General features: G+C 35.1%; 21 protein-coding genes and 1 other RNA gene. 12 read left to right on the top strand and 10 right to left on the bottom strand.

What is annotated here, in order from left to right:
- The first annotated feature begins 53 nt into the window (after positions 1 to 53).
- From ACODST_RS07905 to ACODST_RS07880, 6 genes are all read left to right on the top strand, one after another.
- Positions 54 to 1,106 (top strand): hypothetical protein, encoded by a 1,053-nt coding sequence (locus ACODST_RS07905; RefSeq protein WP_488931575.1) that lies wholly within the window; start codon positions 54 to 56, stop codon positions 1,104 to 1,106.
- Between the two features lie 4 nt (positions 1,107 to 1,110).
- Positions 1,111 to 1,593, top strand: a complete 483-nt coding sequence (locus tag ACODST_RS07900; protein WP_488931574.1) for a hypothetical protein — start codon at positions 1,111 to 1,113, stop codon at positions 1,591 to 1,593.
- A gap of 9 nt (positions 1,594 to 1,602) precedes the next feature.
- Complete coding sequence (locus tag ACODST_RS07895) at positions 1,603 to 2,154, top strand: hypothetical protein (RefSeq protein WP_488931573.1); 552 nt, start codon at positions 1,603 to 1,605, stop codon at positions 2,152 to 2,154.
- A gap of 4 nt (positions 2,155 to 2,158) precedes the next feature.
- Positions 2,159 to 2,659: a hypothetical protein gene (locus ACODST_RS07890; protein ID WP_488931572.1), complete on the top strand. Its 501-nt coding sequence runs from the start codon at positions 2,159 to 2,161 to the stop codon at positions 2,657 to 2,659.
- Between the two features lie 408 nt (positions 2,660 to 3,067).
- On the top strand, positions 3,068 to 3,547 hold the full coding sequence (locus tag ACODST_RS07885; RefSeq protein ID WP_488931571.1) for a BON domain-containing protein: 480 nt from the start codon (positions 3,068 to 3,070) through the stop codon (positions 3,545 to 3,547).
- Positions 3,548 to 3,553: 6 nt separating this feature from the next.
- Positions 3,554 to 3,925 carry a LysM peptidoglycan-binding domain-containing protein gene (locus tag ACODST_RS07880; RefSeq protein WP_488931570.1) on the top strand — a complete coding sequence of 124 codons (372 nt, stop codon included), beginning with the start codon at positions 3,554 to 3,556 and terminating at the stop codon, positions 3,923 to 3,925.
- A gap of 206 nt (positions 3,926 to 4,131) precedes the next feature.
- On the opposite strand, the gene ACODST_RS07875 is transcribed toward ACODST_RS07880, so the two are convergent.
- On the bottom strand, positions 4,132 to 4,425 hold the full coding sequence (locus ACODST_RS07875) for an SH3 domain-containing protein (protein ID WP_488931569.1): 294 nt from the start codon (positions 4,423 to 4,425) through the stop codon (positions 4,132 to 4,134).
- A 124-nt stretch (positions 4,426 to 4,549) separates the two neighbouring features.
- Between ACODST_RS07875 and rnpB the strand changes: the two genes are divergently transcribed.
- The 3 genes from rnpB to ACODST_RS07860 all read left to right on the top strand — a co-directional run bounded on the left by rnpB (position 4,550) and on the right by ACODST_RS07860 (position 7,217).
- An RNA gene (gene rnpB / locus ACODST_RS07870) (RNase P RNA component class A) lies at positions 4,550 to 4,879 on the top strand.
- Positions 4,880 to 4,911: 32 nt separating this feature from the next.
- A complete protein-coding gene (locus ACODST_RS07865; protein ID WP_488931568.1) occupies positions 4,912 to 6,162 on the top strand; it encodes a cation:dicarboxylate symporter family transporter in 1,251 nt (416 codons plus the stop codon).
- A gap of 137 nt (positions 6,163 to 6,299) precedes the next feature.
- Positions 6,300 to 7,217, top strand: a complete 918-nt coding sequence (locus tag ACODST_RS07860; RefSeq protein WP_488931567.1) for a ketopantoate reductase family protein — start codon at positions 6,300 to 6,302, stop codon at positions 7,215 to 7,217.
- A 125-nt stretch (positions 7,218 to 7,342) separates the two neighbouring features.
- Here ACODST_RS07860 and ACODST_RS07855 read toward each other — a convergent pair whose 3' ends face one another.
- The 3 genes from ACODST_RS07855 to ACODST_RS07845 all read right to left on the bottom strand — a co-directional run bounded on the left by ACODST_RS07855 (position 7,343) and on the right by ACODST_RS07845 (position 9,688).
- Positions 7,343 to 7,537 (bottom strand): hypothetical protein, encoded by a 195-nt coding sequence (locus tag ACODST_RS07855; RefSeq protein ID WP_488931566.1) that lies wholly within the window; start codon positions 7,535 to 7,537, stop codon positions 7,343 to 7,345.
- A 95-nt stretch (positions 7,538 to 7,632) separates the two neighbouring features.
- Positions 7,633 to 8,319, bottom strand: coding sequence for a response regulator transcription factor (locus tag ACODST_RS07850; protein WP_488931565.1), 687 nt, complete (start codon positions 8,317 to 8,319; stop codon positions 7,633 to 7,635).
- Positions 8,320 to 8,329: 10 nt separating this feature from the next.
- The gene (locus tag ACODST_RS07845) at positions 8,330 to 9,688 is read right to left on the bottom strand and encodes a sensor histidine kinase (RefSeq protein WP_488931564.1); all 1,359 of its coding nucleotides are present in this window, start codon (positions 9,686 to 9,688) and stop codon (positions 8,330 to 8,332) included.
- Positions 9,689 to 9,827: 139 nt separating this feature from the next.
- Between ACODST_RS07845 and ACODST_RS07840 the strand changes: the two genes are divergently transcribed.
- On the top strand, positions 9,828 to 11,945 hold the full coding sequence (locus ACODST_RS07840) for a TonB-dependent receptor domain-containing protein (RefSeq protein ID WP_488931563.1): 2,118 nt from the start codon (positions 9,828 to 9,830) through the stop codon (positions 11,943 to 11,945).
- A gap of 77 nt (positions 11,946 to 12,022) precedes the next feature.
- Here the strand turns inward: ACODST_RS07840 and ACODST_RS07835 are convergent, their stop codons facing one another.
- Positions 12,023 to 12,631 carry an RsmD family RNA methyltransferase gene (locus tag ACODST_RS07835; RefSeq protein WP_488931562.1) on the bottom strand — a complete coding sequence of 203 codons (609 nt, stop codon included), beginning with the start codon at positions 12,629 to 12,631 and terminating at the stop codon, positions 12,023 to 12,025.
- Positions 12,628 to 13,449 carry a DUF3822 family protein gene (locus ACODST_RS07830; RefSeq protein WP_488931561.1) on the bottom strand — a complete coding sequence of 274 codons (822 nt, stop codon included), beginning with the start codon at positions 13,447 to 13,449 and terminating at the stop codon, positions 12,628 to 12,630. The genes ACODST_RS07835 and ACODST_RS07830 overlap by 4 nt, the downstream gene beginning before the upstream one ends.
- 378 nt (positions 13,450 to 13,827) lie before the next feature.
- Here ACODST_RS07830 and ACODST_RS07825 point away from each other — a divergent pair, with 378 nt between their 5' ends.
- Both ACODST_RS07825 and kdsB read left to right on the top strand, forming a co-directional pair.
- On the top strand, positions 13,828 to 15,237 hold the full coding sequence (locus ACODST_RS07825; RefSeq protein WP_488931560.1) for an ATP-dependent DNA helicase: 1,410 nt from the start codon (positions 13,828 to 13,830) through the stop codon (positions 15,235 to 15,237).
- Between the two features lie 175 nt (positions 15,238 to 15,412).
- Positions 15,413 to 16,147: a 3-deoxy-manno-octulosonate cytidylyltransferase gene (kdsB, locus tag ACODST_RS07820; protein WP_488931559.1), complete on the top strand. Its 735-nt coding sequence runs from the start codon at positions 15,413 to 15,415 to the stop codon at positions 16,145 to 16,147.
- Positions 16,148 to 16,199: 52 nt separating this feature from the next.
- Here kdsB and ACODST_RS07815 read toward each other — a convergent pair whose 3' ends face one another.
- The 4 genes from ACODST_RS07815 to ACODST_RS07800 all read right to left on the bottom strand — a co-directional run bounded on the left by ACODST_RS07815 (position 16,200) and on the right by ACODST_RS07800 (position 24,148).
- On the bottom strand, positions 16,200 to 17,540 hold the full coding sequence (locus tag ACODST_RS07815; protein ID WP_488931558.1) for a hypothetical protein: 1,341 nt from the start codon (positions 17,538 to 17,540) through the stop codon (positions 16,200 to 16,202).
- A 226-nt stretch (positions 17,541 to 17,766) separates the two neighbouring features.
- Positions 17,767 to 20,178, bottom strand: coding sequence for an alpha-ketoacid dehydrogenase subunit alpha/beta (locus ACODST_RS07810; RefSeq protein WP_488931557.1), 2,412 nt, complete (start codon positions 20,176 to 20,178; stop codon positions 17,767 to 17,769).
- A 189-nt stretch (positions 20,179 to 20,367) separates the two neighbouring features.
- Positions 20,368 to 23,115, bottom strand: coding sequence for a gluzincin family metallopeptidase (locus tag ACODST_RS07805; RefSeq protein ID WP_488931730.1), 2,748 nt, complete (start codon positions 23,113 to 23,115; stop codon positions 20,368 to 20,370).
- Between the two features lie 304 nt (positions 23,116 to 23,419).
- Positions 23,420 to 24,148: an LOG family protein gene (locus ACODST_RS07800; protein ID WP_488931556.1), complete on the bottom strand. Its 729-nt coding sequence runs from the start codon at positions 24,146 to 24,148 to the stop codon at positions 23,420 to 23,422.
- Between the last annotated feature and the right edge of the window lie 460 nt (positions 24,149 to 24,608).

Below are 24,608 nucleotides of genomic sequence, written 5' to 3'. Positions count from 1 at the left end.
CAAAATAGTAATACCAGTATCCCCAAAAACGTAATTTATAGTAATTATCTGCAATGAAAAAATGGTTTCTTTTAGTTCTTTTACCAGTCAGCTTCTTTGTTTTTTCTCAGGAAAATAAAATCAAAAAGATCGAATTGATACCAGCAGATATTGATTTTAAAGGCTGTGTCAAAAAAATTAAAGTTAAAAACGTAAGGCTGGACAGAACGAGTCCTAAAAAAGATTCGATAATTACCCTTTCAGAAGTTTATTTTTCAGAAAATGGAAAGATTCAGTCTTTAAAGTTTTATGATAAAACAGCTGAAGCTTCATGGCGAAAGGTAGAATTTGATGCTTTGGAAAGAATTACGGCTATTTCACAAAACAACAACTTTGTGAGTTTTAATTATGTAAATCAGTATTTTAGCGGTAAGGCTGAATTCCCGGACTCTTTAAAAATAAGTAAAGAAGAAGAGTACCATGAAAAATACATAAACAGATTTGTTAAAAATCTGGTGGTAAAACAAGAACGTTATCTGAATGATACTTTACAGGATTTCAGGACCTATAAATACAATGAAAAGAATCAGCTGATTGAAGAACTATACCACAATCCGAAAAATGAAAGTGGTGCTGCAATGGTTACAGATCAGTCTCATGGAGGTTATAAAATGACATTTTATCCGCAAAGGCAGATCTTGTATGAACACAAAAAAGATAAGGATACGACCATTGTTATAAAAATAAGTCCACAATATTCCCGAAAAGAAATTACCAAAAAACGGAAGACTAAACAGTTTGAAGTAAAGATCGAAGAAAAGTATGAGGGCGATTTTCTGGAAAGATCTGAAACAACCTGGATTTCAAAAGACTCATTATCTAACTGTATTTATTTGTACAAAGGGAAGAAAGAGATCAGGGATTATTATAAGACGTTTAAAAATTCTAAAAAGGCCGTTTATAAATCAAAAAGTGATTTTTTTAATCAGGGTCAGGAAAAAGAAGTTGTATACACTATTGAAACCGTATATGACAAATTCAAAAACTGGATTAAAAAAACGTATTTTAATGAAGGGGTCATAGAAAGTGTTACAGAAAGAGAAATTGAGTATTGTCTTAAAAAATAACGAAATGCAGCAGTATAATTTTCAAAACGATATTTTAAATTTAAAAGTAAAAAGATCTCCATTCCTAGTTCGTCTGATATTGTTTTTACTAACCTTTTCGTTTTTTGTTTTCCCTCTGTGCGGGGTTGTTTTTAGTATTGCATCCGGAAGCGGTCTGCAGATTGGTTTCTTTATAGGAACAGGAATATTTTGTCTTTTAGGATTTTATCTTCTTCGGATGTCTTTATGGAATACTTATGGCGAAGAAACGATACTGTTTCTGGAGAATAAAGTTATTTATGAGGCCAATTACGGCTGGTTCAAAGATGGTAAAAAAGAAATAGTAATTTCAGATCCAAAATTTTATGCAGTGCCTGCCGGATATGAGGAAGATAAAGAAGGAGTATTGTTAATAAGCTCTGATGGTTTTGACATACAGTCAGTTGTGAAGCTACCTGTTCTTCAATTGGAAGAATTAATTGAAACGTTGACCAATTATATCAAATAATGAAATAGTATGGGGGTATATTTCAATATCATAATTCCGTTTGAAAAGTTTATTTCTGAACTGCAGGAAGTAATCGGTGAAAATTCTGTGAATCTGTATGCAGAATACTACAATGACTCAAAAGGGTTTTACTACGAACTAATCGATTCTAAAAGTGAAAGTATAACCTTTACTGATAATAAGGATTACCGGGGCTTTTTCTTTTCCTCTAAACCGGTGGAAATAAAAGAAGGTAATCTGGTTTTAGGAAAAAGCAGTAAAAAAGACCGGATCAGTTTTTATGATGATGCTCTTTTTCATTATTGTATTGAAGGAAAAGGAGGAAGAGCAGATCAGGATCATATTGAAATAATCAAACTAAGAATGATCAGTAAAACACCGGACAAACAGATTGCTAAATTTTACAATGCCCTGCAGGCTCTTTTAAAAAAGACAGCAGGAGTAGAGAAAGGATTGTTGATTGGTGATTATCTGGATAAAAATATATTCTATAATAAAACAGCTAAAAATATGCTTTCTGATTTCAGTAAAAAAGAAGTCAGATATCTGAAACCGGAATAATAGTATGAAACGAAGTACTTTTTTACTGTTATTCATAACCGCTTGTTTTTCAAAATCTGTCTCTCAGACCATGTCTTCAAATCAGCCTAATTTTATTAAAATCACAAATCAGTTTACCGTCGAAGATTTCGAAAAGGTAAAACGTTTTATTTTGGAAAAAGGAAACAGAAAAACCTATCGTAATTTTGATAATAACAATCCGTACTATGATTTTGGAAAATTCGGGGCTTATTTAGGTGCCGATACCGGACAGCAGAATATCAATAACAATCCAGAAGTATCAGATTTCAATGAACTGACTTTAAAAGATGAAAATGATTATTTCAAAATTCTCATAGTCAGAAAAGGCGATATCAAAGCTTCTAAAAAATGGATACTTAATGGTATGCAGGAAAATACAGTTTATCTGGTTGATGTCTATCAGCAGGAATTAGATAAAAAATACACGCAGCTGCTGCCTTATCTGGCATTTATTAAAGAAAAAAGCAATACCGGGATTAAATGAAAGAAGAGATTGAAAAAATACGCCGCAAATCCCGGATTTTTTCTGTGGCACTTATTCTGGAGTATGCCTACTGTTTTTTCTGCTTCCTATTTTTTACCTTTTTTACTTCTCAGTCTAAAATCTGCTTTTGGGCTTATTTCTTTTTTATCATAACCTTTCCTTTAGGTATGAACCTTATTATATATCTAAAAAAGAAAAGAGAAAAAGATTTTATTCAGGCTGCTAATTTTATTATTATTCAGATTTTAGTGTGGTTTCTCTCTTTTAAATACCTGATTTGATTCTGTTTTAGAATCTTATTATCCCTTGTTTTTACTGGAAAAGATGTAAAAACTGTCAGAATATCCTATAATGTTTTGGTATTTAATCTGTTTAATTTTAAACAGTTAATTATTAAAAGAATAGGTTATGAAAATTCAGTCAATTTTATTAGGAACAGGGCTTGCGGTTTCACTTTTGGCCTGTACTCCCAAAGATGCGGATATCGAAAGACAGATAAGTGAAAAACTGGGCGATACTACCGAGGTTAAAGTTACGGTGCACGAAGGTGTTGCTACTATTGTAGGAACCTGCGACGATGAAGCTTTCAAAAAAAACATAGAACGTTCCGTTAAAGCCGTAAAAGGAGTTAAAATGGTTGTAAATAACTGCCAGATTCCGGAACCTGATGTAGAACCGGCTGCAGCTGCAGTTATTATCAATTCAGATGCTGATCTGGATAAATCAGTGGGTAAGGTGGTTAAAGCGTATGAGGGCGTAAGTGCTACGGTTGTAGGTGGTATTGTAACTCTTTCGGGTGAAATTAAAAAAGAAGAGCTGTCGCCTTTGATACAAAAAATACAGGAGCTGAAACCCAAAAAAGTAGATAACAAATTAACTATAAAATAAAGAGTTATGAGTTTACAGGATAAATACAGAGAACTTATCAATCTGGCCGGTCAGTTAGAAACAGCAGATCTGGAAATAAGAGAGCATGATCATGTTTTGTATATAGACGGAACAGCAAAATCAGCTGCAGATAAAGAACAGCTTTGGAAGACTTACGAAAAGTTAGATCCCGATTTCAGGTCGGCGGATGTGGTCATGAATATTGACGTGGTACAGGGAGTCGTGAGAGAATATACAGTTGTCAGTGGAGATTCGCTTTCTAAAATAGGAAAAAAGTATGGTGTTTCCTGGCAGTCTATTTATGAAGCGAACAAAAATATTATTATGAATCCGGATCTGATTCAGCCGGGCTGGAAACTAAAAATTCCAACGGTGTAATTTTTTATTATTTTTTGAGGAAATTGTTTTTATAATAATCCTTTAGCCATAAGCATATTGTAGTTTTTAGAGGATTGGATAAAGACAGGTTTCTGTTTTATGTCCTTCCGGGACCAGTAAGATTACCTTCTTAAACACAGTAAAGGGTTTTAATGGTATATTGTTTTAAGGTTTCCGGAAGGACATAGATTACAGCTGCCGGGAAACTACCTTCCCTTAATACTTAACTGAAATAGAAACTGTGCCGTTTCCTGGTCTGAGTCGGCGGAAAAACCTGCCACATAAACACCTTTTTTACCGGAAGTAGATTTAATTCCGTATACAACTGCCTCATCCGCCGGGTCTGATTCCCCTTCGTATCGATACACATGAACAATTTCAAATTTCTCAGGATTTTTTTTAATCAGGTCAGCATTTCGATTAAAATCGCACGTAAATCCTTTTTCATTCAATTGATCTAAAGCTTTTGAAACAGTTGCGTAATGATACATTCTTCTCATGATAACTGAATTTAATGATTATGAATTTTAAAGATAACTATTTTAAAATTAAAAAGTTAGCCTGGGGCTCATAAAATCGGAAATTTAAAACCAGTATAGTTAAGTGATAAAATTGTACTTTTGCGGCGCAGACCGCCTTATCGCTGTTCCGGTTCACCGGAAGAGAGGAAAGTCCGGACACCATAGAGAAGCATAGCGGGTAACGCCCGTCGGTTCTCTCGTTTTTCGGAACGGGAGGATTAGGACAAGTGCAGCAGAAAGTATGTACAGGTAAGGCTGTAGTGAAACCAGGTAAACTCTATGCGGTGAAATACCAAGTATATCAGCATTTAAGGGTTTCTCGTCCGTTGCTGAAGGGTAGGTAGCTTGAGTCCCGAAGTAATTCGGGATCTAGATAAATGATAAGGCCCCGATTTATCGGGGACAGAATCCGGCTTACAGGTCTGCATTTTTTATATATTTGTGAAACTAACTAACCCCATTTTCATGAATATAACCACTCCAAATCCTTCTTCAAAAGCGCCTGAAAGCCTTTTTAAAACGATCATTACCAATCTCACTTTCTGGGTGCTGATTGCGATTATAGCAGGTGTGCTGCTGGGGCATTTTTCGCCCGAAAACGGTTTGAAAATGGAAATTGTGGGTAAAAGGTTTGTGGACCTGATCAAACTTTTTATCGGTCCTATTATTTTTCTGACTATCGTTTTGGGGATTTCCGGGATGGGGAATTTAAAGAAGGTAGGGCGCATTGGCGTAAAAGCCCTGTTTTATTTTGAAGTGGTTTCGACTGCGGCGCTGGCTATCGGAGTTGCTATCGCATATTTCTTTCAACCGGGAAAAATCGATAAATCGCAGCTGGCTTTAGGCGATGCGAGTCAGTATACCAATGCAGGTGCAAAAGATTTCTCGTGGCTGCAGTTTTTCCTGTCCAATTTTACTCTACAGGTCTTGCTGGCAGCAATTATCTGTGGAATTGCACTGAATTTTTATCAAAAGAGAGAACAGACGATATTAGTTTTGGAACGTTTTTCAAAAGTGGTTTTTACCTGCCTCAAATATGTTATGTATCTGGCTCCCATTGGTGCTTTTGGCGGGATGGCTTATACCATTGGAAAATTTGGTTTGCAGACTCTGATTCCGCTTGGAAAATTAATGCTGTGTGTGTATCTTACTATGGCACTTTTTGTTTTTTTGATTCTCGGAAGCCTGCTCAAATATTATAAAATAAGCATTCTTTCTATTTTAAAATACATCAAAGAAGAACTTTTGCTGGTGCTGGGAACCTCTTCTTCAGAAGCAGCACTGCCTAGTATAATGGTAAAACTCGAAAGAATGGGCTGCAGCAAATCAGTAGTGGGGCTTGTGATACCTACCGGTTATTCTTTTAATCTGGACGGGACTTCGATTTATTTATCTATGTCGGTTATATTTCTGGCTCAGTTGTACGATGTGCATTTGAGTTTTTTTGAAATCCTTTCCGTGATCGGAATTTTAATGATTACCTCAAAAGGGGCAGCCGGGGTTACCGGAAGCGGCTTTATCGTTCTGGCCTCGACGCTTACGGCGATTCACAAAATTCCTGTAGAAGGCCTGGCCTTTTTACTGGGAGTTGATAAGTTTATGAGTGAAGCCAGAGCAATTACCAATTTAATTGGAAATACAACCGCTACTATCATTATTTCTAAAACGGAAAGAGATTTTACAGAGCTGAACCTGAATCCTGTTCAGGAAGATTAGCCTGTTAACTATTGGGAAAGCAATGATTTTAGCTGATTTTATTGGAATTTGGAATTTAGAATTTAGAATTTGGAATTTGGAATTTGAAATTTTGAGATTTTGAGATTTGAGATTTGTTTTTTTTAAAATTGAAATTTATGAAGAAAATTGGAGTATTAGGACTTGGCGGCGTAGGCGGCTATTTTGGCGGACTTTTGGCGAAAGCCTATCAAAAATCAGAAGAAATACAAGTTGTATTTATTGCCAGAGGAGAAAACCGGAAAGCCATTGCCGAAAACGGATTGAAGATTATCACCGATGATTCTGAAACCATTGTTTATCCGGATCTGATCTCTAATGATCCGGCCGAAATTGGTGAACTGGATTATCTGATCTGCGCTACCAAAACCTATGACATAGAAGAAAGTTTAACTTCTCTTAAAGGATGTATTACAAAGCAAACCGTAATTCTTCCGTTGTATAACGGTGTTGATGCACCGGAAAGGATTCAGAAATTGTTTCCTGAAAATGAAGTACTGCAGGGTTGTGTTTATATTGTTTCGATGATTTTTTCACCGGGAACCATCCGAAAAATAGGGTTTTATGAGAAATTGTTTTTTGGATCCAAAACAGCTTCTTTTTCAAAACTGAAAGAATTACAGGATATTTTTCAAAAAGCAAAAGTGGAAAGTTATTTAGTAGACAATATTGAAGAAACGGTCTGGGAGAAGTTTATTTTTATTTCGGCTTTAGCTTCGGCGACTTCATATCTGAACCAGAATATAGGGGAAATTTTAAGCAGTAACGATTCTAAAGTAACTTACATAGAATTAGTACATGAAATTGAAGATGTCGCTCAGGCAAAAGGTTTAAAACTGCCCCACGATATTGTAGCACAGACAGTTTATAAATTAGAGAAATCACCAAAAGAAGCTACTTCTTCTATGCACCGGGATTTAATGGCCGGAAAAAATACCGAAGCACGTTCTTTAACGCAGTTTGTAGTAGACGAGGGGAGGAAATACGGTGTTAAAACACCGCTTTATGAAAAGATTGCGGCTATTTTGGTAAGGTAATTTTTTAGGCACACAGAAGCACAGTATTTTTTCAGTTCATATGATGCTTTCACAACTCTAAGGTTATGGAGTGAAAAACAACTTTTTTTCAAAATCAAATGCGTGTTTCTGTGTGTAAAAGAATATTACGATTCATCTTTTGTTGTACGTACCAGACTAATTCCGGAAGTAAAGAAAACGATTCCTAAAATACCATAAATAACAAGTGATTTAATATCTCTCATTTCTCCTGATGTACCGGCAAAAATCACGGCCGTACAAATAAGTCCTGCTATTCCGAGGATTGTCAGCAATCCCCCGAAAAATCTTTTTAGGTTCATGATTGTCAGATTTTAAAGTTTATAACAAATTTAAAATCTCAACCGCTTATTGCTGTTATAGAATTGTTTACTAAAATTATATGATTTACAGAAAGTTACTTTTGAATTTTAAATTCCAGACCAATATTTCGAACGCTTTCAATGCTGATGTTAGGGTCTGAATTAAAATATTTTCGCAGCCTGCTGATAAAAACATCCATACTCCGTCCTGAAAAATAATCGTCTTTTTTCCAGACAGACATTAAAATTTGTTCTCGTTTTAATAACTGGTTATGATTGAGGTACAGATATTCAATCAGAGACGCTTCTTTTTCGGTAAGCTGCTGGACGTGATTTTTAGTGTTGAGCGTTAAACGTTCGTTATCAAAAATGTACGAACCAATTTCGATTATGTTGTTTCCTTCCAGACTTCTTTTCTGCTCTATTCTCTTGAGGATATTCTGAAGACGCAGTACCAGTTCATCGACTTCAAAAGGTTTTACGATATAGTCGTCTGCTCCCAGTTTTAAGCCAATAAGTTTGTCTTCTTTTAATTTTCGGGCTGTCAGAAAAATAAAAGGAATTTCGGGATTGATTGTAATTAGTTTTTCAGCCAGTGAAAACCCGTCCAGTTTGGGCATCATGACATCCAGTATACAAATATCAAAAGTATGGTCTTTAAAATATTGTAAAGCTATTTCACCGTTTTCGGCCCAGGTTACTTCAAATTGATGCAGTTCCAGGTATTGTTTTAAAATGGCTGCAAAATCAAAATCGTCTTCGGCTAAAAGTAATTTTTTCAAAATAAAGGATTTAAACTTTTAATAAAATAGTAAACTGGGTTCCTTTTCCTAAATCGCTGATCACGTTAACTGAACCCTGATGTGCTTTTACAATCTGGTTAACATAGTACAATCCCAGACCTAAACCTTTTGTGTTATGGAGATTGCCCTGTTCGACCCTGTAAAACTTTTCAAAAAGAAGCGATTGTTTGTTTTTCGCAATTCCAATTCCGTCATCTTCAATGCTTATGGAAAATTGATTTTCGACAATTTTTGTCTTTACTGTAATGGTATTGGAACCGTATTTAACGGCATTTTCCAGGATATTCAGAAAAGCGGTCGTAAGATGAAACCGGTCCAGGATCAATACGGTTTTATGGGTTTGAAAATCGGTTTTAAGATGAATCTTTGGAAAGGTAATTTTAAAATCATTTACAATTGAAAGCAGAAAATCTTCGGTTTCGATTTTCTCTTTTTGTAATTCAATTTCATTTTCTGCCAGTGAATTGGCCATAACCTGATCAATTAAACTTTGTAACCGGCTGTTCTGACGTGAAATGGTATTAACAATGGCCTTGAAGTTTTCTTCGTTGTCCCGGATATTTTTTTGCTCCAGGATTTTGGTCGAAATACCTAAAGTGGCAAGAGGTGTTTTGAGTTCGTGGGTAATATTATTGATAAAATCAGTTTTAACATCACTGACTTTCTTCTGTTTAATGAGGGCTTTTAAGGCAATAACAAATAAAGTAATCAGCGTAAGGATTGATAATAAAGACAGAACCAGAATAAAGGACATTCGTCTTAAAATAATCATTTCCCAGTCGATAACCGAAACATACATAGAATCTTCGGTCAGCAGCTGATATTCCTGATTTTCAAAAGTACCGTTTGTGGTTCCCACATAATTCCGAACCAGGAAAGCATGGTTTAAAGAAGCCAGGTTACCGTATAATTTATTCTGTATAAAAGGTTTTTCAGAGAAAATGGTGTCGGCTTTTTTAGCATTTTTATACAAGATAAATTTGTTTAGGACAATGGCAAAGTCGATTTTAAAATTAGGCAGGTCCCTTTCAAATTTTCGTTGAATTTCGCGGGTTAAAACACTTTGATATTCATTTCTTAAAACATTTTCTTTAACATCCAGCCTGGAATTTTTTCCTTTAATATAATTCTCGGAAAGACTTTTGTAAAGGGCTTCTTTTTTTGAAACCAGAACGGAATCAATATCACTGTAATTGTTTGTAATCAGGGCAATTTCATTTTTAATCTGTGTATGAAACTGGGCAACTTTATAATCGTAAGCCGTTTTTACCAGGTAACACTGCACAGTCGACAGGATAATGAGGGCCGTAACTGCCAGGGTTATTAATAAATTGATTCGTTGTTTCATAACACTATAAAATGAGCATTCAAAAATACTGCTTTTACAACACAAATATACCGTTAACTCCGCATTAACCTTCAATTAACTCCCACTGTTGCTTTTTAGAAGCATTTTTGCAGCATCATAAACCAAAAATCCTGTATAAATGAATCTTTACCTGCCTCTAAAACTTCTTGTGGCTCTTTTGCTTTTCTGTCTGTCTTTCGCAGCCAATGCCCAAAATGAAACCCCAAAAGATTCAATCTCCAGTCAGCAGCTAAATGAAGTAGTCATCACTCAAAACAAAAAAACGTTTACAAATGAACATGGAAACATAAAAGTAGAGGTTGCTAATTCAGTGTACAGCGCCATACCCAATCCGGTTGATTTGCTTGCTAAGCTGCCATCTGTTCAGATTAGTACAGACCGGGAGAATATTTCGATTGTGGGAAAAGGAGAGCCGCTGATTTATATTGATGGTCAAAAAGGCACAATGAATGATCTGAATGCTATAGCAACGGCTGATATAAAGACGATTGAAATCATTAAAAATCCTTCTTCAAAATATGAAGCAGAAGGACGTGCCGTAATTTTAATAACGCGGAAACGGAGTAAAAGGGACAGTTTCAGAACGGATATTTCTGAAACGGCTTCTTTTAAAAGAAATTACAATAATTATTTGGGATTTAATTCTAGTTTTAAAAAAGACAAATTAGAATGGAAGGCCAATTTTAATTATAATCGCTTAAATCCGTGGGAGAGTCACAGTATTGCCTATCAGATTCCGCAGGCTGCTATTGTTTCAGATTATGACGTTTCGGCTGTTACTCACAGGAATCAGTATGTTTTTGGAGGAGGTTTGTTTTACCGAATTAATGACGATGACTATTTTTCGGTAAGTATGAACGGAAGGCGGCAGAATGATGATTTTGACATTCGTACTTTTACTTTCAACAAAAAACAGGATGAAGAAAACAATGTTTTTACTCTGAGTGATAATACCAGTAATAAGAACTTTATAAATGCATTTATTAATTATTCAAAAAAGATAAAAGCGATTGACACGCAGCTTTTTGCCGGTTTTCAATATTCCAATTTTAATCAGCATTTAGAAAGTTTAGTTACTAATAATTATAACGAAACCGGTTTTGAGCTGTCACAAAATCGCGATCAGAAATTTAATGTTGATGTTTTTTCGGGAAGAATTGACCTGGAAAAAAAGTTTAAAAATGAAATGAATCTGGAATACGGTGGATTGTATTCAAGTGCAAAATCAATGTCAAAGGCAGCTATTTTTGATTTTGAGAAACATGAAAACGAAATTTCAGATTATGATTTTAAAGAAGAAAACACAGCCGCTTATATCCAGTTTTCGGGAAAGCTCAAAAAAATAGATTTCTCATTCGGGTTAAGAGCAGAAAATACCAATGTATATGCAAAATTTAGAACACAGATTCTGCCTTCTATTGATAAAAACTATACCAATTTGTTTCCTAAAGTCAGTCTTGATTTTCCCATTGACAGCACTAAAAGTATTAATCTGAATTATGCAAAAAGCATCGTAAGACCAAAATATTCTTCGTTAAGCCAAATTGCAACCTATATCAATCCGTATTTTTTGTATGGAAGCAGTCTTAATTTAGGACCTGCATTTGTAGATGAAATTTCGGGTACATTTCAATATCATGATAAAACTTTAAAACTGGGCTATTACCAAACCAAAGATGTCGTTAACCCGACTTTTATTTTTAATCAGGAAACAAATGTGCTCATGATTACTGATATTAATTTTAAGAAAGAAACAGGGTTTACTATCGATTTGACACTGCCGTTTACCTATAAATTCTGGACGGCAGCAAACTCTCTGGTCTTTACAAAAAGTAAGACTGAAGATGCTGCTGCGTTATTACATCCGTCAAAACCGTACTTGTATTATTATTCAAACCATACATTTAAATTGCCAAAGGAGTTCAGTTTTGTTTTTTCTTTCTGGGGAATGACTAAACAAAATGACGGGGTTTTTGAACGAAAAGCCAATTTTATAGTCGATATGTCGCTCGTAAAAACATTTGGCAAAAACTGGACTTGTACTTTAAATTACAATGATGTTTTTAAAGCAACGAGTTATACGGATAGTTTTACCGTTAATAATATTAGTTCAAAGTTTAAATATTTGGTAGATGCAAATGAGATTTCTATTGCCGTTCGCTACTCCTTCGGGAAAATTAAAAACAGTGAATTTATAGAAAAGAGTGTCAATGAGAATGAAAATAGAATTAGGTAAAATTTCAAATTTCAAATTCCAAATTCCAATTTAAAGTTTGGAATTTGGGATTTTAAAAAATTGATTTTTTTATAAAACTAACCTTCGTCTTCGTCTTCAGCCACTTTTAAGGGTAAATCACCATCCAGTTCCTCATCGTCATCAGTTGAATGTAATTCGAAGAAACTAAAATAGGATCCTCCGTAACTCTTCTGGAATGAAAAATTACTTAAATGGTCCAGTTTGGTATATTTAGAATGTTCTATAATCATCATACCGTCTTCAGAAAGCAGTTCCCTTTCAAAAACGGTAAGTGCTATTCTTTCAAAAGCATCCTGATCAAAACCGTAAGGCGGATCGGCAAAAATAATGTCATACGAAGTTTTACAGTTATCCAGAAATTTATAAACATCACTTTTGGTAGCTGCGATATCAAAATCGTATTCGGATGATACCTGTTTGATGAATTTTACACAGCCGTAATCGCCGTCGATACAGGTAATAGGAGCACTTCCGCGGGAAGCGAATTCGTAACTGATATTACCGGTTCCCGAAAATAAATCCAAAACCTTTAAACCGTCAAAACTAAAATGATTATTCAAAACATTAAACAATGCTTCTTTACTCATATCAGTCGTAGGTCTTACAGGAAGGTTTTTTGGTGGAAAAATCCGGCGTCCTTTATATTTTCCTGAAATGATTCTCATGATTGAAATAAGATATAATGTTTTTGATTTTGAGCTGTACTATAATTGTTTCTCTCCTGTAAAGCGGTTACATCCATAAAAGAAACATTGCGGACATATTTATAAGCGATGGCATAAAACGGATCGTTCTGACTGATGGTTCCCAGAAATTCCAGCTGGAAAATCTCGGGATTTAAATTTAACTGCTCGGCAGTAAAAAGAATATAATAAATAAAATCCTCAGGAGTCTGGTAGTCGAAGGAATTGAATAACAGCAGTTTCTGGTTCTGTACGACGATAATTTCAAAATGGCCGGGGTTAAAATTCACCACCATTTTTTTCTCATCGTTGTTTTTGGAACCTTCCAGGATTTTTTCGACCAGAATACTGTTGACATGTTTGTAATCGAAAGACCCCACATTGTCAATCAGGAAATTATTGATGTTGATATACGGAATGTAAACCGAATTCATTTCGTAGTTTGAAATTTGATCAAATGTAAAAAAATCAGTGTCAAATACTTTCGTAGTGTACTGGAGGTAACTTCCGAGGTAATCTTCGTCAAACAAAGCAGTTGGAACAAAAGTAGAAAGGTTGTTACTGTGAATCACTAAAATATCATCATATGTTTCTTTTAATTCAGGATGAATCTTAAAAGCGGCTGCATATAAATCTTCTACTTTATGCTGTTTGTTTAACGTGTCAAACTGAATTTCGTTAAAAGCCGTAATCGTATTATTTAACGTATCGAAACAGCAAAATGAAAATCCGTTCAGCGAAACCTGAATCGAAAGTTTTTTGTAATTTTTAGATGTGATATTCGTATGATGTAATGACATAATTGATTTACAATTCGTTACCGTTCTTGTTTCAATAAGGAATTTAGGTGACCACAAACTTACAAATTAAAAAGCAACTAATATACTTGCAATTTTAAAAAACAATATTACAGGAAGGTTAGCCGGGTATTAGGATTACGTTATATTTTTTAAAACCCTATAAGTGATGTAAGCAAATTTAAGTCTGAAACTGCTTGTGTTTCTAAATCATACAGGGATGTAAGTAAAATGGAATTTAAGGATTGTTGTAAAGCAGACAGCAGGTGGTGTGAGTTTGCGAGTTATATACAAAGGCTAAAGTTTAAATTTACTTATATGGTTTTAAAAATATTGACTTTGCCATTTTAAAAACCGAACTTTGCGTTTCAAATTTACCTTATGAATTCATCCTCTTTTTACGGCGTTTTACAAAAAAGATTTCCTTTTGCCCCGACTTACAAACAGGATATCTTTTTTCAGAAAATCGCTATTTTCTTAACCGAACCGTCCAATGATACCATTTTTGTATTAAAAGGATATGCGGGAACGGGAAAAACTACCGTGATATCAACTATTGTAAATAATCTGGGTGATATCAATAAAAAAGTGGTATTGCTGGCACCCACGGGACGTGCGGCCAAAGTGATTTCGAATTACTCCAATACACAGGCTTTTACGATCCATAAAAAAATATATTTTCCTAAAAAATCATCAGGCGGAGGTGTCGCTTTTACCAAACAGGTTAACAAACATAAAAATACCATTTTTATCGTCGATGAGGCCTCCATGATTTCAGATAGTACACTTGACAGCGGTTCGCTTTTAGACGATCTGATTTATTATGTGTATTCCGGTACCAATTGTAAAATGATTCTTTTAGGCGATACGGCACAGCTTCCTCCGGTTAATTTAGATATAAGCCCGGCTTTGGATATTCATACGCTTGGAGTGCATTATGATAAAGAAATCGAACATATTGAACTGGATGAGGTAATGCGTCAGGAAGAAAATTCAGGAATTTTGTACAATGCAACAGAACTGCGTGAATTATTAAAAGAAAACTTTATTACCGAGTTTAAATTCAATGTAAAAAAGTTTAAAGATATTGTCCGTTTGGTAGACGGTTATGATATTCAGGATGCGATAAACACGGCTTACAGTAATTACAGTATTGAAGATACCGCTTTTATTGTCCGTTCCAATAAAAGAGCCAATCAGTACAATGAACAAATCCGAACCCGTATTTTGTTTAAAGAAAGTGAACTTTCTGCAGGCGATTTTTTAATGGTCGTAAAAAACAATTATTTCTGGCTCAAAGAAAATGATGAGGCTGGTTTTATTGCAAATGGCGATATTATCGAAGTACTGGAAGTTTTCGGGATCAAGGAACTATACGGATTCAATTTTGCCAAAGTAAAAATCAGAATGGTCGATTATCCACAGCAAAGGCCCTTTGAAACCGTACTAATTCTCGATACAATAAAAAGCGAAGCACCTTCATTAACTTATGAAGAATCAAATCGTTTGTATGAAGAAGTGATGAAGGATTATGAAGATGAACCAACAAAGTATAAAAGATTCCAAAAGGTAAAAGAAAACGAGTATTTTAACGGACTTCAGGTAAAATTCTCGTATGCTATAACCTGTCATAAATCGCAGGGAGGACAATGGAATACTGTTTTTATAGAACAGCCGTACCTGCCTGACGGAATTGATCAGGATTATATCAGATGGCTTTATACTGCTATGACCCGTGCTAAAAATAAACTGTATTTAATAGGGTTTAAGGATGAAAGTTTTGAGGAGTAGTTTTTCTTCTGCTGTAAATTCATATTTTTTTGTTTAAATAATTCCTGAATTTGCGGCAAAAAAATACTTTGCCATTAGCATACAACTCTTTAAATTTGATTTTGATAATCTTTCTGAATCTTTGCGTGACTTTGCGTAATAGCTGCCAGAAGAGGAAATAAATAAAAATATACAAATGAAAATAATAGCGGTAATCCCGGCACGATATGCTTCTACACGTTTTCCGGCTAAATTAATGCAGGATCTGGGAGGTAAAACAGTAATTTTGAGAACTTATGAAGCAGCGGTTTCAACAAAGTTGTTTGATGATGTTTTTGTAGTAACGGATTCAGATCTGATTTTTGATGAAATTGTTTCCAATGGCGGAAAGGCCATAATGAGTATTAAGGAACACGAATCCGGAAGTGACCGAATTGCTGAAGCAGTAGCAAACCTTGATGTAGATATTGTAGTGAATGTTCAGGGTGATGAACCTTTTACAGAAGCAGGGCCTCTGGCGCAGGTTTTGTCCGTTTTTAAAAATGATGAAGATAAAAAAATTGATTTGGCTTCATTGATGCGTGAGATTACAGACGAAGGAGAAATCAACAACCCGAATAATGTAAAAGTAGTGGTAGATCAGTCTCAGTTTGCCTTGTATTTTTCAAGATCCGTTATTCCGTATCCGAGAGAGAGAAATGTCGGGGTGCGTTATTTTCAGCATATCGGAATTTACGCTTTCAGGAAACAGGCTCTACTTGATTTTTACAGTCTTCCGATGAAATCTCTGGAAGCTTCTGAAAAACTCGAACAATTGCGTTATCTGGAATTTGGAAAACGTATTAAAATGGTTGAAACCACTCATGTAGGAATTGGAATTGATACCGCCGAAGACTTAGAAAAGGCGAGAGCTGTTCTGGCTTCCAAATAAGAACTAAAAAAAGCTCCGGAATCGGAGCTTTTTTTTGAACTATAACCATGATTTAATAAGCAACAACTGAAATTAATTTACCATTTGTTCCGTAAAACTGGGTACTGGCCAGAGACCTGCTGCATTCGTAATCTATGGAAAATATTTTTGTTTTTCCAACAAAATTATTATTCTCTGATCCGAAACAACTGTCGTTTTCTATCACCATTTTAATATCAAAACGGGAGTTTTGAGCTCCTAAAACTGCGGGATTAAATTTTATAAATGCAAGAGGATAAAACTGAACGCGAATCACATTGCCATTTTTGAAGGCTACTTCGTAGGTGCCATTTTTAGTTTTGTATTTGTTTCCTGTAAACTGATTTCTGTTTAAACCTATACCCATATCCATTTTGTAATCTTCGGCAACAGGCACTCCCAGATAACTTTTTACGGTTTCATATCCTTCCCCCAGAAGAGAACGCAGTTTTATCATGTTAGGATGTTCAGTATTCCATTTCTTGGCAGCAGCTTTTCTTTCTAAATCATATTTTTCTCTTTCTGCTTTTGAAAATTTATCGTACCATGTTTTACAGGCATTTTTACTGTATCCGTGATTAAAAAAATAAAGCAGATCTGTATTGTATAAGACAGGGCATGCCTTTTCAGTATCGCCCATTTCTATTTCTAATTTTGCTTTTTCTATTCTTATTTCGTTGTATTCGTAAGATTGAAATTTATGGCGCACAAAGTAATATTCAGTACAGTCCTCGTATTTTTTTAAAACATTCAAAAGTTCATTTTTGTCAACATTTGGATCTGCTTTTTTTTCTGAGAACACCTTTTTTATACTGTCATAACGGATCGTATTTTTTTCCTGATAAGCAGTAGAAATTTTATGGAAATTAGATTCATTAAACATTTTTATCTGGTTTTCTGAATGGGCTGCCAGTGTATTTATTTTTTCTATGGCGGCTATAGCTTCTTCTTTTTTAAATCCACTCAGATAAGCATTGGAAAAATGCTCAAGAGCCATGTAAAAATAGTAACCATCGTACCACCATCGGTTTTTAAGTTCTCTTTCGGCACGCTCGAGGGAAGATACAGCATAATTGTAATTGGTAACAGGCTGCAGTTCCAGGGCTTCTTTGTTATTTTGATCTAAGATCAAAACATTTTGCAGATTGATCAGTGCTTTTTCATAGTCTTCAAGCTGCGGGTTTTTTAGATATTTTTTAGCAAGAAGGATATAATAGTCTTTATCTTTTTCTTCTTTTTTTTCTTCTTTTGATCTTGAATAAATTCGTTCCCGTGCGTTTTCTTCTGTGTTAATGATTCTGGGAATCTGAGAATTCACTTTTGGAATGTAAAAGGCTGAAAGAAACAGAATAAAAAATAGTTTACAGGTTTTCATATTAAAGAAGAGAGATGTTTTTGTATTGGTATGTACAGATGAACACAGACCATAAAACGATTGTCCGACAGTTGCTAAAATAAGATTTATTCTACTTTATCCTGTTAAAACAGGATTGTTTTTTTAATGGTTATTAATAACCAATTTTACCTGAGAATTTGACCGTAAAAAAAACTCCGGATCAGGTTTTGATTCGGAGTTTTGTATTATTTAAATAAATGAATTTTTAGTATAAAGATGGAAACTTAGTTGGATTAACTTCATTCATCATGCTGTACACTTTCTCAAAAATATCTTCGGCAGAAGGTTTTGAGAAATAGTCACCATCAGTCCCGTATGCAGGTCTGTGGGCTTTTGCAGCAAGTGTCTGCGGTTTACTGTCCAAATGGTGGTAAGCATCCTGTTCTTCCAGAATCTGCTGTAAAATAAAAGCAGAAGCTCCTCCTGGTACATCTTCATCGATTACTAACAAGCGGTTTGTTTTGGCAACGCTTTTTACAATATCTTTATTAATGTCAAACGGAAGTAAAGACTGGATATCGATAATTTCACAGTCAATTCCTAATTCCAGTAATTCGTTAGCAGCCTGCTGAACCAGTCTTAAAGTCGATCCGTAAGATACTAAAGTAATATCTGAACCTTCTTTTAGAGTTTCAACCACACCAATTGGAGTTTTAAACTCACCAAAATTTAAAGGTGTCTTTTCTTTTAAACGATATCCATTTAAACATTCAATAACTAAAGCAGGTTCGTCGCATTCTAAAAGCGTGTTATAGAATCCGGCAGCCTGAGTCATATCTCTTGGAACCAGTACATGAATACCACGAATCGCATTAATAATCATTCCCATTGGCGAACCGGAATGCCATATACCTTCTAAACGGTGCCCCCGGGTTCTGATGATTAACGGAGCTTTTTGTTTTCCAACAGTTCTGTATTGTAAAGTAGCCAAATCATCACTCATGATCTGGATAGCATATAGTAAATAATCTAAATACTGAATTTCAGCAATAGGGCGCAATCCTCTTAAAGCCATACCGATTCCCTGACCAATAATAGTGGCTTCACGGATTCCGACATCGGCTACACGAAGTTCACCGTATTTCTCCTGCATTCCTTCAAGTCCCTGATTTACATCTCCTATGTTTCCAACATCTTCACCAAAAATTAAGGTTTCCGGATATTTGCTGAACAAAGCATCGAAATTGTCACGAAGAATCATTCTTCCGTCTAAATCCGGTTTAGCGTTTTCAGCATATTGCGGAAGTACTTTTTGTACCGAAAATACATTTTGAGCAGATTCAGAATGCTGGTTGCTGCTGAATTTTGGCTGTGTAATGCCAATGAAATTAGTAATCCAGTCTGATAACAGAACTTTACTGTTGGGTACTTCAATAAAACGAAGAATTTTACGGGCATATACCAGTATTTCTTTTTTTAAAGGCGCTTTTATAGCTTTTAATTCAGAAATATACTGTCTGATTCTTTCTTTATGATTGATGCTGGCTTCGGCAATTTGTTCTAATAAAGCCAAAAGATCCTTCTGGTCTTCGATAATAGGATTGATAAAATCGTTCCAGGCTTCTTTTTTAGCATCAAGAACGTATTTTTTTAGTTCCTGATCTAATTCTGTTAATTCCTCAGGAGATGCAATATTGATGGCAATCATCCATAAACGCATCTGACGGATACAGTCAAAATCTCTTTCCCAGGCCAGTCTTTCCGAACTTTTGTAACGTTCATGTGAACCCGAAGTAGAGTGACCCTGAGGCTGTGTTAATTCGTTTACGTGAATTAAAACCGGAACATGTTCTTCGCGGGCAATAGCGCCGGCTCTTTCATAAGTAGAAACCAGTTCGGCATAATCCCAGCCCTTTACTCTGAAGATTTCATATCCTTTTGAATCTTCATCACGCTGATATCCTTTTAAAATTTCAGAGATGTTTTCTTTGGTAGTCTGATGTTTGGCATGAACTGAAATTCCATATTCGTCATCCCACACACTCATAACCATAGGAACCTGCAGAACTCCGGCTGCATTTATGGTTTCGAAAAATAAACCTTCAGAAGTACTGGCGTTTCCTATTGTTCCCCAGGCAACTTCATTTCCGTTTACAGAAAACTTGTCTTTGATTTTAATACCGCTGACATTTCTGTAAATTTTAGAAGCCTGAGCTAATCCCAATAATCTGGGCATCTGCCCTGCTGTAGGTGATATATCTGAACTTGAATTTTTTTGTTTGGTTAGATCTTTCCAGGATCCGTCTTCGTTTAAACTGTGCGTTACAAAGTGCCCGCCCATTTGTCTTCCGGCAGACATCGGATCAAATGCTAAATCGGTATGGCCGTATAAACCTGCAAAAAACTGTTTGGCAGTTAATTCGCCAATCGCCATCATAAAAGTCTGGTCACGATAATATCCTGAACGGAAATCCCCGTCTTTAAAGGCTTTTGCCATGGCAAGCTGAGGTACCTCTTTTCCGTCACCAAAAATTCCGAATTTAGCTTTTCCTGTTAATACTTCTTTACGACCTAATAGACTACATTCACGGCTAATTACGGCAATTCTGTAGTCGTTCAATACTTCCGTTCTGAAATCTTCAAAGGTTAAAGTAGTATTGCTTTTTTCTGTTATCATAATCTAGTAGGAGTCATGTTGATGCTGCGAAATTACTTAAAAACAATCAATAATCATAATTCTTTAAACTAAATATAATTTAATTATTTGTATTTAAAATCAAAAAACTACGTATTTTTTTTATGGTATTTTTATTGTTTTTGTTCTTTTTGTGAAAATAATTTATGTTTTTGATTAAATTTTATTCGATTAAAACCATTTTCGGGTGAAAAGAGTGACTAATGTTCTTGGCGCAAAAGTTATCACAAATCTTATTTTTTCGTTGTATTTATTTTGTGATATTTCCCAGCCGTTATTAGAATAGACCGGAAAATAAAGTTCAAAATAGTCAGGAACCAGGTTTAAACGTATACCGCTGTCGTAGGCAAAATACTCATTTTGATGTTTGTTTCTTAAAACACCGGCATCGCCGTATACTTCTATCCAGTTCCATAAAGCATAACTCGCATTTAAAGTAGCCATCCACTGATTGGCAAATGAAGGGGTCAGTTTTGATTTAAAACCTCCCTCGGCAATGACATACTGCTGACTGAAGATACCACTGCTTTCGGATCTTCCCAGAATATTATAATCAAACAAATAATCTGTAGGCCGGTCTAAGCCAAAACTAAAATAATCAGAATTGGTTGTGTTATATACAAAACTTCCGGCAAACAACCTCAGATTTAATTTGCGGTTATTTTCGAATAGCCTGCGGTATTCTATTTCTGCAGACAGTTTTCCAAAACCGCTTGACAGCTGAACATCGGTCATAAAATTAAAATGATCTACCAGCTCAGTTTTTGTATTGGAATAACGGGCATTGAAAATAGAATAATTTGGTTTTGAGTTATCAGTAATAAACTTACTCGCTTCACGATTTACAATAACCTGACGAAACAACAGGAGCTGTTTTCGGTTATCTCTGAAATTTTCTTCACGTATTCGCAGCTGCACCATTGGGTTTAGCCTTAAATAAGTAGCATCCGGCGCATAATGAAAATAATTCTGACTCAAAGAATAACGCACGTTATACAAAGTACTGTTACGATAATACTGACTCCATGAAAATGCCGATGAACCGGATAATGTTCCGGCTTTTACTGAATAAGCCGGGTTAATATCAAATGTAAAAGGTTTGTCAAGTATCGTTTTATTGTGAAAACGAATCCCCGGAGTTATACCGTCATAATAGTTATAAGTAAGGGTTGGAATGTATAAAATCTGATTGTAATACGGATCTTCAAGATCTTTGGCAAAATTAAATTTGATTGGACGATTGGTAATTACCAGATTTTTTAATGATTTCCAGTTGTTTCTCTGGTTAAATTCAGGAACCTCATTATCGTAGTTAATCACTAGCTTGTCAGCATTTTTTCGGCCAAACTGATAAACAGAATCAGCTTGTTTTGGTTCAATCCATTCTTTAAAAACAACTTCATTTTTTTTGATTCCGTATACCGGAATAGGGGCATAAATACCGGTTTTGTTTTTTATAGAAAATTGTACACTGTCTGTCGTTTTAGAAACGTGTGTGAATTTGTAGTCAATAATTTCCCTTGAATTGATTATAGTAGTAAAAAACCAGTCCAGATTTTTAGGGCTTTTTTCAATTAAGATTTTTTCAAAGTCGTATCGGTTGGTTTGTTGTGTTTTGTTAAGGTTATAAAACTCCTGGATACTTTGGGGTACAATATTATGATTTAAATAATCATCAAGATAACTCAAACTTAATCCGGCTCTGTATTTACTGGCAATCTGTTCGTTAAACTTAATTAGAGTGTTTTTAGGATCACCAAGCGGCTGGTCCAGATTTTTACGGGCCATGAGCATATAATAGTAGCTGTATTGCTCATTAAAAGTCAGATTGGTAATATTGTAACTTTTGAACAATTTCATTCTTGAAAGCCTGCCCAGCATTTTTTCGTCCAGATGGTTTTCCTCCATATATTTCATCATGGCGTAAATCTGGATTCCGTCATAAACCCAATTGTCTTTTCTCGGATCGAGTTTAAGACTGTTTTTCAGGTAATTGTTGAGGTAGGTTTTAAAAAAGGTAATTTCAAACATGAATTCATCTGAAAACGGACTCAGGAAAGAAGGCAGCTGATTTAACCCGTAAAAAGGATTTCGTTCATAATCGGCCTGTGAAACAGTAATTTTCTGATGCGGATATTTCCCGATAAAAGAATTAGCAAATGCCGCTACCCGGTTGATTATGATGGCTTTTTGAATTTCACTGATCTTTTTATTCTTTAAATCAGATAACACTTCAATAGATCCGTTATCATAACTTCTGAAGTTGTTTTCTTTCTGAATGAACAAATTAAAATCGGTCCTGCTGTTTCCGGTAAATGTATACGAACTGTAAGCTGAGTTTGAAATGTCTCTGGAGACCGAATTCAAATCGGTGATAACTGAATACTCGTTCGGCACTTTTATTTCCAGTTCATAATCGACTGCCGCATTTGCAATATCGTCCAGATTAAAGTTGTTGTAACGTACAAAACGATGATTGTCAAAGCGGGCAGGGCTTAAAAACCAGTTTTTTAAATTCATTCCGTTTGGGTCAAAGCCGTAGTGGGTGAATTTATCGCTAGGAATTTTAGAGATATAGGTAAGATGTAAATCAATTTGTTCGCCGGGACGAAGTTTTTTATTAAGCCTTACTACTATAAAATCGGGGTTTTTGTCGGTTCTTTCCCATTCAAGCGCCATAAAGTTTGAATCGGTCAGGTTTAAAATGGTGGTGTTTCCTCTTTCGGCAGCTTTTGCCAGATGGAAACCACGATAAAACTCATCTGAAAAACGTCTGGCCAGCGGAGTATTTTTATCTGCAAAAGCATTGTTCCAGTCATTTAAAACGATCGAAACCAGCGTGTCATTTGATGTGTTAAAATAAGTGATGTCCTGTTTTACATTCAGTGTCTTAAGTTCAAGATTCACCGCCACTTCCATCTTAGACTGATGTTGTGCGTAGTGTTTTATAGGGCTCAATAAAACAATAAAGAGTATTATAATTTTATAAGATGATTTCAAGAATGGGCGCAAAAAATTATAAACAAATCTTAAATTAGGTGCATAAACGGGGTTCGGTTTACTGTAAAAATAGCATAAAAAAAGCTGTTTTAAAAAACAGCTCTTAATTTTTATGCAGTTAAGGTAAAATTTAACCTTATAGGTAATATAATTTCATGTAAATAGCGATTTCTCCTAATAAAATCTAAAATCGCAATATTGCTTTAAGTTATAAACCGTAATTTTAGAAATTCGGACTTAAATCGTACTTCTTGTAGAATTTATCCAGAACTTCAACTACTTCATCTTCAGTGTCTACAATTTTAAATAAGTTCAGGTCTTCCGGACTTACAGTATGCATTTTTTCGACTAAAACGGTTTTTACCCATTCCAATAATCCTGACCAGAATTCAACTCCAACCAGAATAATAGGGAACTTTCCAATTTTTTTTGTCTGAATTAAGGTAATGGCCTCAAACATTTCGTCAAGGGTTCCAAAACCTCCCGGCATAACTACAAATCCCTGTGAATACTTTACGAACATTACTTTTCTCACAAAGAAATAATCGAAATTAAGGTTTTTGTCATGGTCGATATAAGGGTTAAAATGCTGTTCAAAAGGCAGTTCAATATTCAGACCTACCGAAGTCCCGCCCCCTAAGTGCGCTCCTTTGTTTCCGGCCTCCATAATTCCGGGACCGCCGCCTGTAATAACGCCATAGCCGGCTTTACTAATTTTAAATGCAATTTTTTCGGCCAGTAAATAATATTTGTCGTCCGGTTTAGTTCGTGCCGATCCAAAAATAGATACACACGGACCAATACGACCCATACTTTCATATCCGTTTACAAATTCGGACATGATCTTAAAAATGGCCCAGCTGTCATTGGATTTAATTTCATTCCAGGTTTTTTGTTTTAAACTATCCTGAATTACTTTGTCTTCATCATTATCAAAATCTTCTAATCTCATTTTAGGTATTTTATAATTTATGTTTTCAGTTATTTTTTTGTAATGGGAAGCAGCAGCTTCTTCCTGCTGTCCATCGCATTCCCATCAGAGTCCGGCCCCTGCCTTTAATTTAAACTCTTACTATTAGAAAATGATTGTTTCTTAAAAGGTGATTTTTTATAAAAAGCGGACACTAAATTAACTCTTTTTTCGGGAATTGTTACAAAAAAACAGCTTTTAAAATTTAAAAGTAATACTGTGATCGTGAGCTGTTTTTTGATTTTAGTTCATAATCAAAGGATTGCATCTTTGTTATTCTTTTAAAGAAATTGTAATATCGATCGTTTCTGCAGAATTCAATTGTAATGATATTCAAAGATCAAACGGATTAATCTCCATAAGCAGAGAGACTAATCCGTCGAAGGAATGATAAATATTGAAAAGATCCGTGGATCGGCTCAATGGTAAAGGAGGAATCTTA

The organism is Flavobacterium sp. FG19 (assembly GCF_057809475.1).
The sequence above is the reverse complement of the archived record's forward strand: the minus strand, read 5'-3'. Positions and strand labels throughout refer to the sequence as shown.